General features: G+C 44.1%; 10 protein-coding genes, 1 tRNA gene and 3 pseudogenes. 8 read left to right on the forward strand and 6 right to left on the reverse strand.

Features of this window, described 5'->3' with window-relative positions; translation table 11 throughout:
• Positions 1-103: 103 nt before the first annotated feature.
• Positions 104-2,119 carry a DNA helicase Rep gene (gene rep, locus MHN09_RS16120; protein ID WP_239241410.1) on the forward strand — a complete coding sequence of 672 codons (2,016 nt, stop codon included), beginning with the start codon at positions 104-106 and terminating at the stop codon, positions 2,117-2,119.
• 45 nt (positions 2,120-2,164) lie between these two features.
• Here the strand turns inward: rep and MHN09_RS16125 are convergent, their stop codons facing one another.
• Both MHN09_RS16125 and MHN09_RS16130 read right to left on the reverse strand, forming a co-directional pair.
• Positions 2,165-4,765, reverse strand: coding sequence for an EAL domain-containing protein (locus tag MHN09_RS16125; RefSeq protein WP_239241411.1), 2,601 nt, complete (start codon positions 4,763-4,765; stop codon positions 2,165-2,167).
• Between the two features lie 104 nt (positions 4,766-4,869).
• Positions 4,870-5,277, reverse strand: a complete 408-nt coding sequence (locus MHN09_RS16130) for a c-type cytochrome (protein ID WP_014947775.1) — start codon at positions 5,275-5,277, stop codon at positions 4,870-4,872.
• 264 nt (positions 5,278-5,541) lie between these two features.
• Here MHN09_RS16130 and MHN09_RS16135 point away from each other — a divergent pair.
• Positions 5,542-5,618 (forward strand) — tRNA-Arg (locus MHN09_RS16135).
• A 17-nt stretch (positions 5,619-5,635) separates the two neighbouring features.
• Here MHN09_RS16135 and MHN09_RS16140 read toward each other — a convergent pair.
• Both MHN09_RS16140 and MHN09_RS16145 read right to left on the reverse strand, forming a co-directional pair.
• Positions 5,636-6,829 carry a HipA domain-containing protein gene (locus tag MHN09_RS16140; RefSeq protein WP_239241413.1) on the reverse strand — a complete coding sequence of 398 codons (1,194 nt, stop codon included), beginning with the start codon at positions 6,827-6,829 and terminating at the stop codon, positions 5,636-5,638.
• Complete coding sequence (locus MHN09_RS16145) at positions 6,819-7,109, reverse strand: helix-turn-helix transcriptional regulator (RefSeq protein ID WP_239241416.1); 291 nt, start codon at positions 7,107-7,109, stop codon at positions 6,819-6,821. Before MHN09_RS16145 ends, MHN09_RS16140 begins: the two co-directional genes overlap by 11 nt.
• A 300-nt stretch (positions 7,110-7,409) precedes the next feature.
• Here MHN09_RS16145 and nhaC point away from each other — a divergent pair.
• The 3 genes and pseudogenes from nhaC (at position 7,410) to MHN09_RS16160 (ending at position 11,476) form a co-directional block, all read left to right on the forward strand.
• Positions 7,410-8,823, forward strand: a pseudogene (gene nhaC / locus MHN09_RS16150) (Na+/H+ antiporter NhaC).
• Between the two features lie 103 nt (positions 8,824-8,926).
• Positions 8,927-10,696, forward strand: a complete 1,770-nt coding sequence (locus MHN09_RS16155; protein WP_239241418.1) for a BCCT family transporter — start codon at positions 8,927-8,929, stop codon at positions 10,694-10,696.
• Between the two features lie 150 nt (positions 10,697-10,846).
• Positions 10,847-11,476: a hypothetical protein gene (locus tag MHN09_RS16160; protein ID WP_239241420.1), complete on the forward strand. Its 630-nt coding sequence runs from the start codon at positions 10,847-10,849 to the stop codon at positions 11,474-11,476.
• A gap of 135 nt (positions 11,477-11,611) precedes the next feature.
• Here the strand turns inward: MHN09_RS16160 and MHN09_RS16165 are convergent, their stop codons facing one another.
• Positions 11,612-11,860 (reverse strand): DUF2960 family protein, encoded by a 249-nt coding sequence (locus tag MHN09_RS16165; protein WP_239219646.1) that lies wholly within the window; start codon positions 11,858-11,860, stop codon positions 11,612-11,614.
• Positions 11,861-11,951: 91 nt separating this feature from the next.
• On the opposite strand from MHN09_RS16165, the pseudogene MHN09_RS16170 reads away from it, so the two are divergent.
• Positions 11,952-12,137, forward strand: a pseudogene (locus tag MHN09_RS16170) (hypothetical protein); the annotation flags it as partial.
• A 147-nt stretch (positions 12,138-12,284) separates the two neighbouring features.
• On the opposite strand, the gene dndA reads toward MHN09_RS16170, so the two are convergent.
• Positions 12,285-13,445: a cysteine desulfurase DndA gene (dndA, locus tag MHN09_RS16175; protein WP_239241422.1), complete on the reverse strand. Its 1,161-nt coding sequence runs from the start codon at positions 13,443-13,445 to the stop codon at positions 12,285-12,287.
• Between the two features lie 110 nt (positions 13,446-13,555).
• Between dndA and MHN09_RS16180 the strand changes: the two are divergent.
• Both MHN09_RS16180 and MHN09_RS16185 read left to right on the forward strand, forming a co-directional pair.
• A pseudogene (locus MHN09_RS16180) lies at positions 13,556-14,011 on the forward strand (DNA sulfur modification protein DndB); the annotation flags it as partial.
• A gap of 78 nt (positions 14,012-14,089) precedes the next feature.
• Entirely contained in the window at positions 14,090-15,103 is a 1,014-nt protein-coding gene (locus tag MHN09_RS16185; RefSeq protein ID WP_239219671.1) for an IS110 family transposase, read from the forward strand.
• The last annotated feature ends 720 nt before the right edge of the window (positions 15,104-15,823 follow it).

Here is a 15,823-nt window from a genome sequence, read left to right on the forward strand (position 1 = left end):
TTATAATGCGCAGCTCAAATTATGAAAGCTATTCTATCGGTATCGACACGACATGCAATGAAAACTGTGTCGCGCCGAAAATGTACGTTGTTCTAGGTATTAAATGAAACTAAATGAAGCTCAAGAGTCTGCCGTAACCTTTGTGTCTGGCCCATGTTTGGTACTGGCTGGGGCGGGTAGTGGTAAAACGCGCGTAATTACCAATAAGATTGCTCATTTAGTTAGAAACTGCGATATGCCAGCTCGCTACATTGCAGCGGTAACCTTTACCAACAAAGCAGCACGTGAAATGAAAGAACGTGTAGCGCAGACCTTGGGCAAGCCGGAGGCGCGCGGGCTAAAAGTATCGACCTTCCACACCATGGGCTTAACCATTATTAAAGCGCATGTGAAAGATCTTGGCTTAAAGCCAGGTTTCTCGTTATTCGACGATAAAGACTCGTTCGCGTTGCTTAACGATTTGACGTCCGACACCCTCGATGGCGATAAAGATCAGCTTCAGCTTTTACAAAGCTGCATATCGAATTGGAAAAACGACCTTATCTTGCCTGATGCTTTATTAAAATCAGCAACGAGCACGGGCGAGCGAGAGTTTGCAGAAGCCTACAAGCGCTACCAAGACAACCTTAAGGCATATAACGCGCTAGACTTCGATGACTTAATTTTATTACCTACATTACTTTTAAAAAGTAGCGAAGCAATAAGAGCCAAATGGCAGAGCAAAATTCGCTACTTGCTGGTGGATGAGTACCAAGATACCAATACCAGTCAGTACGAGTTGGTAAAGCTATTAGTAGGTGAGCGTGCGCGCTTTACCGTGGTGGGCGACGATGATCAGTCTATCTATTCATGGCGTGGCGCTAAGCCACAGAATTTGCACCTGTTACAGCAAGATTTTCCGCGCTTAAACGTCATTAAGCTACAGCAAAATTACCGCTCGTCAGGCCGTATTCTGCATTGCGCGAATATTCTTATTCAGAACAATCCGCATTTGTTCGATAAAACCCTGTTCTCAGAACTGCAGTACGGCGAGCCGCTAAAAGTGATAGAGGCGAAGAACGAAGAGCATGAAGGTGAGCGCGTGGTGGCAGAACTGCTGGCGCATAAGTTCATGAACCGCACCCAGTTTAAAGATTACGCCATTTTGTATCGTGGGAATCACCAAAGCCGTATTTTTGAAAAGCTGTTAATGAGTAACCGCATTCCGTACAAAATAAGCGGTGGTATGTCGTTCTTTGGCCGTGCCGAAGTGAAAGACATCATGGCGTATTTACGGTTGTTAGTGAACCAAGACGACGATAACGCTTTGCTTCGCATTATTAACACGCCAGGGCGCGGTATAGGCCGCGCTACGCTAGAAAAGCTAGGTAACTTTGCAAATAGCTTGGGCGTGTCTATGTTCGAAGCGGCGACGCACCCTAACTTAAATAGCGTTTTACCCGATAAAGCTTTTCATTCGGTTTCGACGTTTGCCCGCTGGGTAGTGGAGTTGTCGGACAATGCGGAGCGTGGCAACACCGCTGACGCGGTTCGCACCATGATCCGCACTATGGGCTACGAAGAATGGCTATATGAAACCAGCGCCAGCCCCAAAGCCGCCGAAATGGCCATGGCCAACGTAAGTACCTTATTTGGATGGGTTAACGATATGTTGGAAGGCAATGACCTAGACCAACCTATGACCTTAACCGAGGTGGTGAACCGTTTGATATTGCGCGACATGATGGAGCGTGGCGAAGACGACGGGGAAGGGGATCAAGTTCAGTTAATGACGCTACACGCCTCAAAAGGTTTGGAATTCCCTATTGTATTCTTAGTGGGCATGGAAGAAGGCTTATTGCCGCACCAAAGCAGCGTTGACGAAGACAACGTGGAAGAAGAGCGCCGACTTGCTTATGTGGGAATTACTCGCGCCCAGCGCGAGCTTATATTCAGCCTTGCTAAAGAGCGCCGTCAATTTGGTGAAGTGATTAACCCAGAGCCAAGCCGCTTTCTGTTCGAACTGCCGGCTGACGATGTGCAGTGGGAAAATCAGAAACCGAAGGCAACAAAAGAAGAGCGCCAGCAAAAGGCGCAGGTGGGAATTGCTAATCTACGAGATATTCTAGGGAAAAAGTAGCCTGCTAATTGAGGCGAGGTTACGCTAGCAAGTAAGCACTAACTATCAGCTTGCTAGCGACGTCATATCCAGCTCTTTGGCGTGCTTCAATACTTTGCCTTGGCCATAAATGCATTCAATTTCGTTAAGTGCATCTAGCTGTGCCTGTGAGTCTACGCCTTCAGCAATAACCTGAAACCTCAAATGTTCTGAAATAAGCATAACAGACTGAATAAGTTTTAAGTTTCGTTGAGAGCGAGGGAGTGACTTAACAAAGCGATGATCAATTTTGATGAAGTCGAAGGGGTAGGCAAACAAATAACTTAATGAAGCCAATCCGCTTCCAAAGTTATCCAGCACCAAAGTTACGCCCGCACGTTTTAACTTCTTAATAGCTGGAAGAATGAACTGAGAGCGGCGATTTAAGTCGTTTTCATCAAACTCAAATACCAGCTGGCTAGGCGTAATACCTGATGTTTCAATCACATTAATCATCTGGTTTATCATAGAAGCCTGTAGTAAATGATTAATTGAAACGTTAACTGCTATTTTATTTATCGGGTCGTCGGTGTTTTTATAATGGTTTAACAGCTCGCAGGCTTTGGTTAGCTGGAACAAGTCTAAATCTAGCGTAAGGCCACTATTTTCTGCCACTTGTCTAAACTGCTCTCTGGCAATTTTGCCGTAGGCAGGGTGCGACCAGCGAATATACATCTCTTTATACAGCGTGCTGTCGTCATTAAGCTTTATAACGGGCTGTAGGAAATAATCGAACTCTTCTTCACGCAGCGCACGTCTGAATTCATTTTCAAGCTCAAGCTCTTCAATAAGCCTGTTGCGCATGCTCTTGTCAAACATAACAAAGCGTCCGCGGCCTAGCGTTTTCGCTTGATACATGGCGGCATCGGCATCACGAAGCACTTCATCAGCGGCGCGATAGTAGGTTTCTAAGTGCGCAATACCAATACTTGCACCTGAATACATCTCTCGACCATCAAGCAAGAACGGCTCGGAAATAGATGAAATTATACGGCTAGCCACTTCTTTTACGTCTGCTTCATCTTCAAAGTTATCAAGCAATACAACAAACTCATCACCGCCTAAGCGCGCTAGCAGGTCGTGACCACGAATACATAGCGCGATACGTCTGGCTACTTCAATTAAGAACTCATCGCCGGCGTGATGACCTAGGGTATCGTTAATAACTTTAAAGCGGTCTAGGTCGATAAACAGCACCGCAAACATGTTTTCGCTGTAACGCTGCTTACTGGCAATAGCCAGCTCTAAGCGGCTAGTGAACATGGCACGGTTAGGTAAATCTGTCAAAGAGTCGTGATGCGCGTCGTGAATAAGCTTAAGCTCAATCTCTTTGCGTTCTTCAATTTGTTGTTTTAAGAATTTATTAGCGCGGTTTAGCTCGGCTGTGCGTTCTTTAACGCGCTCCTCAAGCTCAATGTTATAGCGCTGCATCGACTCTGTATTGCGCTTACGCTCAATGGCTACCGCAATATGGTGCGATACAAAGCGTAAAAGCTCTTGGTCGCGAGAATTGTATTTAGCGTGTTTACCGTAAGTTTGTACGGCAATAACACCTGCTATCTCACCATCTACAACAAGCGGCGAACCTAACCACGAGTTCGCACTGTTTAGCATAGTTTGCGCAACCGACACATCTAAATCGCCAGACTCTGCAAGCTCCAATACTCTGGGCGGGTTAACCAGCTCAGCTTGCCCCGTTCTCAATACGAATTCAGTTAGACCAAGCCCCAAAGGCCTTGAACTTATATCTTTATCTCGTGCGTCACTAAAATACGGGAATGCGAGTAGCTCGTTTTCCTTGTCAAGAATGGCAATGTAACAGTTAGGCGCGCTAATTAGCCTGGCTAAAATTTCGTGCAGACTGGAGTAAAACACATCCATATCGCCTTCAAGGTTAGCCGCCAGCTCAGATATCTCGAATAAAGCCTGCTGTAGCGACTCTACTTTTTGGCGCTCTAATATTTCTTCTTGGAGGTCGTCGTTAATTTTTCGCAGTTGACGGGTGCGTTCGCGGATGGTGCGTTCAGTGAGCTCACGGTTTTTTACTCTATCAACCGTGGTAACAATGTGTTGAGAAACGAACAGCAGTACTTCTAAATCTTCTTGCGTATAGTGCACACCTTCATCATAAGTTTGCACTACCATGGCACCTATGACTTGGCTTCCTCGTTTAAGGGGCACGCCCAGCAGCTCAAACGGCTGCGAGCCAACTAGCTTTATATCATGCTGAGAGGCAAAGTTTTCTTCGTCGTCACGTTTGTAAAATAGGTGATTGCCGGTTTTGAGTATGTAACCGGTCATGCCGTCCATTAACGATTCAGCGGGGAACTGGCGAACAGTTTGTTCGTCGAATTCGTCAATGAAGTAAGCGAAATCGACAACGTTACTGTCGGGTTCGTAAAAGGCGACAAAGAAGTTATCGGCATTCATAAAATCGGCAATGATTTCATGAATAGCGGAGTAAAGACGGTTAAGGTGACTTACAGAACTAGCAAGTTCAGAAATGTCGAAAAGCGCCTTCTGAACACGTTCAGCGCGCTTGTACTTTTCAGTGAGTTGCTGAAGCTGCGGTATAAGTTCGCGCAGTTCTTCTTCCGTCAACTCATGTTGCGTCGAATCTTGTGACATTCCGCTCGCCAGTAAAAAAAGTAACGTTTCCCCAAAGAATTAAATTACCCGATTAGAGGGTAAAACGCTACTTTTTCCATCAAGTTGTTACGATTTAGCGGGTATTAGATACCTTCAATCATGTACTCGATTGCAGCTTTAATTTCGTCATCAGAACAGTTACCGCATGTACCACGAGGAGGCATAGCGTTAATACCGTTCAATGCGTTTTGCCATACGCCATCAAGACCGCGCTCATCTAGACGTGGTTGCCAGTCTGCTGCAACGTGAACTTTAGGAGCTCCTAAAACGCCTGCTGAGTGACATGCAACACATGCAGAGTTGTAAACGTCTTCACCAGACTTTGCACCGCCAGCTGCGCCAGCACTTCCTTCAGCCGCTGCGCCTGCAACGTGTACCTGACCTACCGGCTTAATGCGATCGGCAATTTCATCGTTACTCATTTCTTGTGCTTGTGCTGCAAAAACAGTTAGCGCAGTAGCAGCAACAGTTAACCAAGTCTTTAATTTCACATCTGTCTCCAGGCAATGATGAATTTGTTTAAAATATAACTGACCAGATTATAACGGTTAATTGGGGTTGAACAACTATTTGAAGCCAATTACCCATAAAAAGTAAGGATTTTTAACACTTGTTCCAAACCACCTAAAGAGATTTTAATAAATGAGTTGAAGCCAACCCACCGCGTAAGTATTATTACGCCCCGTTTGCAGCGTACATTTAACTGCGTATTTTTTCTTTGCGAACGTACACGGTTATTATAACCGTAGCACGATCCGCCCTTAGCTCAGCTGGATAGAGCGCGGCCCTCCGGAGGCCGAGGTCAGAGGTTCGAATCCTCTAGGGCGGGCCATTTCCTTTTCTGATTACCTATGAAGGAATAATCCCCTTAAGCGTTGCTATATCGGTATCGGGTACACCAGCCTTGGTAAAATAAGATATCCATTCATTAGTTAACGCTTGCACACTAGAAATGATTGTTTTGGCTTTTGCTTGAGAAAGTCCAAACCTTTTAGATTGAGACAGCGCATTTTCGAGCGTTCCTTCTCTGCCGTGAACTCCTATTCCAATTCCATGTTGCCGGGAGTTGTTTATCGGCAATACGTCGTAGGCTGGAGATAAGCGCCATTTTTTATCTGAGAAGGAATACAAGAAAGCGTGATTTCTGGAATGGTCATCAGTGTTACCCATTAAGATATTAAAAACCATGCGTGTGTACAGTTCATGTGCATCTCTCGGCTCTGCTCCATGCTTCATTATAAACTCTGCCAAAGCACCATAACTATAATTCTCAGTTAGTGCCTGCTTCGTCAACTTTTCTTGGTTGATTAGAGAGTTAGCACTCAAGAAATGGTGTGTTGGTCTATCAGCGTTACAGTCGAAGCGCTCTACTAATAATATGTCTTCTTGTTGGCTGTTCACTATAGACGTGGCTGCAACTCTAACATCCAGTTCTTCTAGCATTGTCATTGTTGCATGTTCTACTAAACATACGTTGTATAAATCATCTGGACGGTTGAATTTCGCTAAGTAATTTATACCACTGTCTTCAATCAGTGTTTTAGGTCGGGCGCCACCCATACTGGACCCGTATTCAAATGCTCTTTTGACTTCTTTAGGAATGTCCTCATTTTTAAGAATTGCCCTTTTTCCCTGCAATAAAATGGGGATATCGCCAAGCGTATTCTTATTCTTCTTTGGCTTACTTGCACTTCTAGATAAGCTAAAAGTAAGTGCGCCAACACCCATCCCAGAACCCACCAGAACGAGTTCTAGGTCATTGCTAGGCTTTGTTGAGTGCAGCGACAAAATAAGCTTTTTACCCCAGCTATCTGCTCCAGCATCTAAGATAGCGCCAAACATCCCTTTATTTACTCTGGTAATAAACTGATCGCTAAGTAGGGGGAGGTGAACTGGATCTAGGGGGAATGCATCATCCCTTTGTAGGTAGCTTTGTCCATATCGAAACTTCCCGATATTGGTCTTTGGGTCTAACTCAACAACACCGCATATCACCGGGCTATTTTCGAGTCCGTCAACAAAAACATAAGCTCTAGAAGTCATTAGGTAACTCCTTTTCTAAGAGTGAGCTTTTTCTCAAGGGGTTATTGCTTACTAATTCGTACTCCTTTTCGATGGTTTCAATAAGTGGGTCAAGCACTTCGAGTTGATTTAATATTGTAAGCAACGTATCCGAATTTATTCCTTTTCCTCGCTCTAACCTGCTAACAGTATTTTTGCTAGTACCGGTTCTAAGCGCTAACTCTTCTTGATCCATAGAAGCGGCTCTCGCTTGCTTTACGAGGTTACCAAGTAGTTTTTTCGTATATTCAACCTTGTTCATAAAACACCAAAAATAGCCATTAGTAGCGTAATTATTTAAGTATGGCTACTTAATAAGTTGTGTCAATTAAATAGTCATAAATGACCAAAAGAGATTTAATTTACCATTTATGATGCTTTATAGGTAAAGCAAACCTCCATTTTGCTCTTTTAGGCAGCACTTATTGGCTGAAAGAGGCATTGATTTCAAAGGCACTGTGCGCATCCTAAGCCTATCCAGCGTTAAAGTCATTCCAACGCATAGCAAAGTCGTTATACTGTTTTTTACTAGTTCATTTTTAAGCGTATCAACGTGCCAATAATGTCGCCACAGTCTATTCAACGCCCGAGCTTTCCTCAGTCACTACTTTGTTTTGGTGTTATTGTCGCACTGATAGCAGGCGGATTATTTGGCCTGGGCATTAGCCTGCATGCATTACTATTTCTGTGTTTGCTATGGGCTGGTATCAATGCCTTTAGCTTGGGGTATACGTACCTGCAAATCCGCGATTTAATGACCAGCGCATTAACCCGGGCCATGCCAGCAATCTATATTTTTATCCTCATTGGTATGGTTATCGCCAGCTTCATGCATAGCGGCACTATCTCAACACTAATTTATTACGGTTTAAGTTGGCTAAACCCCAGTATCTTCCTTGCGGTGGGATTAATTTTGTGTGCGGTAATGTCGGTGGCTACGGGCACATCGTGGGGTACGGTGGGCACTATGGGTGTAGTGCTGATGGGTATTGGCGCTGCCATGAACATACCACTGCCCATTGTGGCAGGCATGGTGGTATGTGGCGCGACGTTTGGCGATAAAATGTCCCCGGTGTCTGATACCACCAACCTCGCATCTATGAGCGCGGGTACCAACCTGTATCGACATATGTACGCCATGCTGCTAACTACACTGCCTAGCTTTCTTCTAACTTTTGTAATTTTCTTGGTAATTGGCTTTAGCTACGCAAACCAAAGCTTAAATGTTGACAAAATAATTGAAATAAAAGCAGCACTTGCCAGTCACTATAACCTTGCACCCTATATAACACTGTTACCGCTGGTGTTGCTTACGGTAATGAGCATCAAGAAAGTGCCGGCTGAAGTAACCATGTCGTGCAGTATTCTGCTTGCCGGTATCATCGCTATTTTCTATCAAGACACCAACACCATTAGTGTGCTCAACGCGTTGTGGGAAAACACCCCTCAAAATACGGGTATCGCAAATTTAGATACCTTACTAGGACGAGGCGGCATTAGTAGTATGAGCTGGACGTTGCTCCTCGCCTTAATGGCAATCGCATTGGGCGGCATACTGCATGGTGCAGGCTTTCTAGCTGCGTTACTGAAAGGCATTATTGAACGGGTAAAACGCACGGCAACCCTAATAGCCGTGACCATTGCGTCTGGTTTTCTAGGCAATGTGGCCATGGGCGAGGCCTATATCTCTATCATTTTGAATTGCCAGTTGTTTAAACCGAAATATGAACAGCAGAACCTTGACCCCGCTGTGCTATCTCGGTCGGTAGAAGAAGGTGCCACTATGACCACAGGCCTTATTCCGTGGACAACGGCTGGTGCGTTTTACTCTGCCACCCTGGGCGTTAACGTGCTCGATTACGTGCCCTATGCGTTCTTCCAACTATCTAAACGGCGTTATTGCGGTATCTATGGCCGCATTGGGCATGGGCATGCTAACAACCAAAGCACGAATGAATAAACGCACATCGAATTGAAGCAACCCATTAGCTAACACAATTCTGATAAACTGTTTTTTAAGATCGCCCGTTTAAAGCCAAACGTATAAGGCATCTATAAAAACAAAACAAAGGATCGTGTATGAGTAGTAATACCCGAGATGCGGCCTCCTCCAAGGCCATTATTAAACAGGAAGGCGCGTTTAGCGTTATCGACAAGCCCACTTTTTTTGGCTCTCTTATTCTTCTTCTCTCTGTCACCATTCCCCTAATTATTTGGCCGGACCAAGGCGCACAGTGGGTGGCAGCCGCAAAAGACTTCGTAACCAGTAAACTAGGTGTTTTATACCTCTTGCTTGGCGTTGGCGCTGGTGGGTTCATGGTTTACATCATGTTCAGCGACATCGGGCAAATAAAATTAGGCGACCCGGAAGAGAAACCCGAGTTCTCGCCAGTATCATGGGCTGCCATGCTGTTTTGCGCAGGCATTGGCGCGTCTATTTTGTATTGGTCCATGATTGAATGGGTGTACTACTACCAAGCGCCACCGTTTCACATAGAAGGTGAAACCCCAGAAGCCGCTAAATGGGCAGCAGCCTACGGTATTTTCCACTGGGGCCCGCTTGCCTGGGCAATTTACCTCATTCCTGCCGTACCTATTGCGTACTTCTACTATGTGCGCAATCACAGCGTACTTAAAATATCTGAAGCCCTTATGCCGGTTATTGGCGAGAAAATGGCTCACGGCTGGCTGGGTAAAATCATCGACATCAGCTTTATCTTCGGAATGTTAGGCGGCGGTGCGACCACGTTAGGTTTGGCAGCGCCTATGATCAATGAAGGGGTGCACGAACTATTCGGCGTACCTAAATCGCTTACCACCCAAGTTCTGGTGCTTGTAACCTGTACAGCTATCTTTGGCTACAGCGCGTATGTAGGTTTAAAGAAGGGTATTAAGCTGCTGTCAGACATTAACTTTTGGCTGGCCATAGGGTTGCTACTATTTATATTTGTTGTGGGACCTACGTTGTTTATGGCCAATACCGGCCTAGATGCTTTGGGCCGAGTACTTAGTAACATTATTAAAATGGCTACCTGGCTAGAGCCTTTTGCCGAATTTAATGGTTTTCAAAACACGCATTTCCCTCAAGACTGGACCATATTCTACTGGGCATGGTGGCTGGTATTTGCACCAAGCGTAGGGCTTTTCATTGCGCGTATCTCAAGGGGGCGAACTATTCGTACTATGGTAGCGGGCTCCATGTTCTTCGGCACCATGGGCTGCTTTTTATTCTTCATGGTAATGGGAAATTATGGCTTGTATTTGCAGCTTTCGGGTGAACTAGACGTGGTGAGTATTCTTAACCAAGAAAGCCCTACGGCCGCGATTTTCGCCATGCTACACACGCTGCCATTGGACTACATAGTCATTTTTGTATTCACCTTGTTAGCGCTAATCTTTACCGCAACTACCTTCGACTCCATTTCTTACATTCTGGCAGCTGTAGTGCAAAAAGAAGTAGACGAAGAGCCATTGCGCTGGAATCGTTTGTTCTGGGCATTCGCGCTATCGTTTATGCCTATAGTGCTTATGTTTGTTGGTGGGTTAGAAACGCTTCAAACGGCGTCGATAATAGGGGGCGTTCCGCTATTAGCTGTGGCCTTAATGTTATGTATTGCCATAGTGCGGGCGGCCAATTACGACATGCGTTACCAGCCCGATTACTCGGTAAAAGAAATCAATATAGGGGAATTCCCCGACGACGACCCGTGGAGCGAAGAAGGCACATGGGATATTGATGAAGAAGGCGAGGAGAGTGATGGCGAAACGCCTATTGCCGCAAAGCCTAAACAAAGAACGCCAAAAGACCACGTTGAGGGCGACCCGCACAGTAGACCGTCGCGGTTGTAGTCTTTTATCGTATCTGAATGAAACAAACGCCGCACAAGGGCGGCGTTTGTAGGCGTTTGTATTAGCTGAGCACAATTAGCGTACCCTAAAAAAGCGACTGTGGTACCGTAATCATCGTTTGCACCCTTTCAACTTTACGTATGTAGCAGAATGTCAGTTAAGAATTATCAGAAATTCTATCAGCCACTAAACGCGGTACATTCGGCTGATTTTAATCGCTGCATTTACTGCGGCTGCGAAGCTGCACGGCAAGACTTTATTCCACCCATAAAATTCATTCACGACTGGCAAGACGGACATCTACAGGCTGATTTTATTTCCGTGCCTGCATGCAACGAATGCACTGATCTTTTAAAAAATGAAAACGACGCCACGCTAGAACCCAGAATAACCGTGTTAAAAAAGCGGTTGGCGGAAAAGTACAAAAAGGCCATTCGGGTGTTTAACCACTGGAGTATGGAAGAAATTGAAGAAATGGACGCGGCATTTCAAATAAGCCTAAAAGGCGGCATGCGATTAGGCAAAGAAACCCTTTCCCGTCTTCAATTTGCAGGGTTCGATTATGAAGTGAATGGGAGTATTACGCGGGTGGCAAAACCTCAGCGCGAGGTGTTTAGAGTGTTCGACGAAGAGTTTAGCAGCTTTAGAGAAGCACTAGCCTTTGCCAGCGCTACCTACAAAATCAAGAAAAGCCGACTAAGTCAGCTTTATTTCGATAATGATGAAAGCTTTGATAGGGCGATTGAGGCTTTTCATGAGTTGGTTGAGGGTAACCCATAAAGCGCTGATTGGTGGCTTTGCACTCCAGGGGCAGAGGTTCGAACACTATCGAGCCCTCCATTTTTAAGACTTGGCTGTTAATCCCCAATAGCAAAGTAGTTCAAAGGTCTAGTATGTGTTGAAAGGGCGCAACCATCATTCTTGCCCGTTTTTTAAAAAATACAATTCAGAAAACCCCATTTTTACAAATTCGGTATCTCTGAAGTTTCTTACGGTCTTTTTGTCTTTACTGATAGCGGCAAGTTGCTGTTCAGTTTGCAGGAACTGGGAAAGGTCTATTTCCTCAGCTTCGGCCACGGCTTCATGCATATTTTGATGGCGGCTGTAAGAAAAATTTATCTCTTTTGCCACACCTTTAAACTTATAACGTACTTTATGGGCCATGTTCTACTCAAGTTGGTCGATGTAATTCAAAAACTGTTTAACCGGTATTATAAACTCAATTAGCGCCAATAATTAGTGTGTTAAAAAAAAGCGGGTGGCAAAACCAAAGCGTGAGGTGTTTGATGAAGAATTTAGTGGCTTTAAAGAAACGCTAGCCTTTGCCAGTGCGACATACCAAATAAAGAAAAGCCGGCTAAGCCAGCTTTATTTCGATAATAACGAAAGCCTTGATAGAGCGATTGAGGGTTTTCATAGGTTGGTTGAGGGTAACCCATAAAGCGCTGATTGGTGGCTTTGCACTCCGGAGGCAAAGGTCAGAGGTTCGAATCCTCTCGGGTGCGCCAATATTGGCGCTTCATTAAATGTATAGTGTCCACTAACTTGAGCTGGTGTTGTGACCAGATTGTGACCAAGTCCCATTTTATTACATCAACTTCAGTAGACTGTTTCTTATTGCGTCGACCGGTAGATCTTTTATCATATGTGACCAAGAAATTCGTAATGATCCAGCTACAGCATCATCTGAGAGGCCCATTGCTGTCAGCACGTGAGACGGTTTGTAGCTAGATGATGTGCTTGCGGAGCCATTTGAAATGGCTATAGACTCTTTCATTAAAACCATTGCAGCCTCTGAATTTACTCCCGGTATGTAGAAGTTAATGACAAATGGTGAGGTATCGGAGCCAATTATGTTTCCGTTTAAATCGCTCACCAAGCTTATCATTTGCTTTTTTATTTTTGAGCAGTGTTGAATCCATTCGGTCGCATGCTTTTCGGCTAACTGACAAGCTAAGCCGAAGCCGGCAATTAATTGAACTGGCAAGGTACCAGGCCTAAGGCCTTTTTCCTGACCACCTCCATAAAGCAAAGGTTTCAGAGGGGCCTTCATAAATCCTCGTTTACGCATTATTAGAGCGCCAATTCCTTTTGGAGCATAAAGCTTGTGACCACTTGCACTAATAAAATCAATCCGTTTATTACAAAGAGCTTCGCTTATTTTGCCAAAACTTTGAGCAGCATCTACATGAAAATAAGCAGGATGATCTTTAAGCAATTCGCATATCTCACTAATTGATTGAATGCATCCTGTTTCATTATTTACGTGCATTACTGATACGAGAATCGTGTCATCGCGAAGCGCACTATAAATATCTTGTGCACTTATAAGCCCCGAGGGACCTGGACTCACATAAGTAACTTCAAAACCATCTTCTGCTAGGTGTTCAATAGGTTCTAATACAGCTTTATGTTCTATAGCGGTCGTAACAATATGCTTTTTGTTATTTTTGAGCGCATATTCTTTAAGACCCAAGATTGCAATATTGTTACTCTCTGTGGCCCCACTAGTGAATATAACTTCAGATTTATCCGCATCAACAATCTGTGCAACTTGCCCTCTTGCCGCTTCTACATATGCCTTTGCTTTGGCCCCAAATACATGAGTACGACTGCCTGCATTGCCATACTCTTCAGTCATTAATTGGTAAACAAAGTCCGCCACCTCAGGCAGAACCGGGGAAGTAGCATTGTAATCTAAATAAGTCGTCATAATTCTTATGTGATACGTTTGAACGGCTAAAGACATTTGATGATTTGCAATGTATCATAATGCGATTATGTTCGTAAGAACATTACTCGAATAGCACGAACAACGATTAGTTTGATAGTTAAATTATGTCCCAAATAGCTTCAGGAATGTCCTTCCCTGCAATCAAAGGCCAACAAGCCAACGATGAATACTACATCGTAATGTGCCCATTAAAGAGATTGAAGCGAATATTTAGCTTTGATGAAGGCCAACTTCCAGTTGATAAAAGAGCGCAGAGAATAATAAATGAAGAACGCATTCCTGACATTGCCAATTATATTTTGGACAACAGGGATAACTATGTATTTTCGGCGCTGACAGCGTGTATCGATGGCTTATCAGAGTTTGTTGCTATTGGCGATTCTAAACATGAACAAAAAATCGGCACTCTCATTATTGATGAAGATGCTGAACTTTACATCACTGACGGTCAACACAGAAACGCAGCGATCCAAGAAGCCTTAAAGCAAGATCCGACATTAGGTAACGAAACGATTTCTATCGTTTTCTTTGCGAGCAAATCTTTAGAAGAAAGACAGAAAATATTCAAAGATTTAAACCTTTATCCAGTCTCCTCCCAAATTCGGCATCCAAGTGCCATGATTGAATTTGAACTTACAATCAAACGGGAGAAGACCAAGATGAAGATTACAACAATCGGGTTAGATATCGCAAAAAGAGTCTTTCATGTGGTGTGCTGCAACAAGGAAGGTAGGCTGCTGAAAAAGAAAATGTTAAAGCGAGCAGAGGTGCTAGCTTTCTTTCATTCTCATCCTCAATGTCTTGTTGCTATAGAGTCTTGTGCAACTTCTTCTTATTGGGCGAGGGAAATTCAAGGATGTGGCCATGAAGTAAAACTGGTTCCGCCACAGCATGTTAAAGCGTTTTTAGTCGGTAATAAAAACGATTATAACGATGCCTTAGCTATAGCCATTGCCGCCCGTCAGCCCCATATCAGATCTGCTGGTATAAAGTCAGTAGAACAACAAGATAATCAAGCTCAGCATAAGGCCAGAGCATTAGCTGTTGGGCAGCGCACAGCATTGTGCAACCAAATAAGAGGACTGGTGGCGGAGTATGGGATATGCATACCTCAAGGCGTCCATACACTACGCAAGCATATCTCAATATGGCTGCAGGATGGCAACCAGCAATTATCAATACAGTTTAAGGCACTCCTGTTACAGCTTAATGAACAACTCCATACGCTAGATAGCAGTATCGATGTATATGACAAGGCAATAATGCAATATGCAAAAAACAATGCAATTTGTCAGCGTTTGCTATCTGTTCCCGGTATTGGCCCGATGATATCAAGTGCCTACTTTAATGAAGTTGGTAATGGCAGAGCTTATCGCAAGGGACGTGATGTATCAGCGTCATTAGGTTTGGTCCCCAAGCAACATAGTAGTGGCGGAAAAGATGTATTATTGGGTATCAGTAAAAAAGGTAATCGTTACTTACGATGTCTACTCGTCCAAGGCGCCAAAGCCGTCGTTTCTAGAGCTAAATCCAAAGATGACAAACTCAGCCTATGGATAAACCATCTGGTTTGTACAAGAGGGCATAATCGGGCATGTGTAGCGTATGCCAATAAGATGGCCAGAATGGCATGGGCAATCACGGTATCAGGTGAGGAATATTCACCAGTATAATAAGAACAAACACTTCAACGAATTGCGAAGGCATAACAGATAGATGACATAACAGGTCAAACCGGCATATTTAAAACCTGTCGAATTCAGGGGTAATAAAATACCGATAATCTGATAAGGACGATATGCGCGAAATACATCAAGGTCATAGCTTTTACAGCTAATTAAAGACCGAATATATGACAGCAATCCTGTCCCTGTTATCTAGATGATAAACCTTGCAATACGGGAGGAGACCATATATGAATTCGGGTTAAACTACCGATTAACATTATGGAAATGAAGGATGATACGATCGCACATGTAGCAATAATTAAATTCTTAAACATGGAGTTGCCTGTTTTTCTCCGGTGAGACCCGTCAAAGTTGGAAATTTTATGTGTCTCTCGCCAAGCTGCAAGTGCCAGCCTAGCTAGGCTTTATTCTACTCTTACTTAACTTGTAAAAGGCTCCAACGTTAAGTGAGGTACATTTCATTTTTTATTATCTCTGCTCTTTGAGAAACGGTGTATAGATCGTATATACAGTAACCTTTATATACAAGTAAATATTCTACCGCTGACCGTAGGTTAGAATTATATTGTTCATTTACTCTCTAATAAGGGATCGGCTAACTTCACTTCGTCACGTGCGATCGCAAAAATTCATTTTTTTCTAAACCATTTCAGGGGCGAGTGCTGTAACTAGTATTATGAAATAAATGTAAGGTTGCTCATGCTC

Source organism: Alteromonas sp. MmMcT2-5 (genome assembly GCF_022348315.1).
Lineage (GTDB): Bacteria > Pseudomonadota > Gammaproteobacteria > Enterobacterales > Alteromonadaceae > Alteromonas > Alteromonas macleodii.

Bases quoted from the DNA above. Each gene is read 5' to 3' on its own strand.
- rep (WP_239241410.1), top strand. From the start codon at position 104: ATGAAACTAAATGAAGCTCAAGAGTCTGCCGTAACCTTTGTGTCTGGC.
- MHN09_RS16125 (WP_239241411.1), bottom strand. From the start codon at position 4,765: ATGTCACAAGATTCGACGCAACATGAGTTGACGGAAGAAGAACTGCGC.
- MHN09_RS16140 (WP_239241413.1), bottom strand. From the start codon at position 6,829: ATGACTTCTAGAGCTTATGTTTTTGTTGACGGACTCGAAAATAGCCCG.
- MHN09_RS16145 (WP_239241416.1), bottom strand. From the start codon at position 7,109: ATGAACAAGGTTGAATATACGAAAAAACTACTTGGTAACCTCGTAAAG.
- MHN09_RS16155 (WP_239241418.1), top strand. From the start codon at position 8,927: ATGAGTAGTAATACCCGAGATGCGGCCTCCTCCAAGGCCATTATTAAA.
- MHN09_RS16160 (WP_239241420.1), top strand. From the start codon at position 10,847: ATGTCAGTTAAGAATTATCAGAAATTCTATCAGCCACTAAACGCGGTA.
- MHN09_RS16165 (WP_239219646.1), bottom strand. From the start codon at position 11,860: ATGGCCCATAAAGTACGTTATAAGTTTAAAGGTGTGGCAAAAGAGATA.
- dndA (WP_239241422.1), bottom strand. From the start codon at position 13,445: ATGTCTTTAGCCGTTCAAACGTATCACATAAGAATTATGACGACTTAT.
- MHN09_RS16185 (WP_239219671.1), top strand. From the start codon at position 14,090: ATGAAGATTACAACAATCGGGTTAGATATCGCAAAAAGAGTCTTTCAT.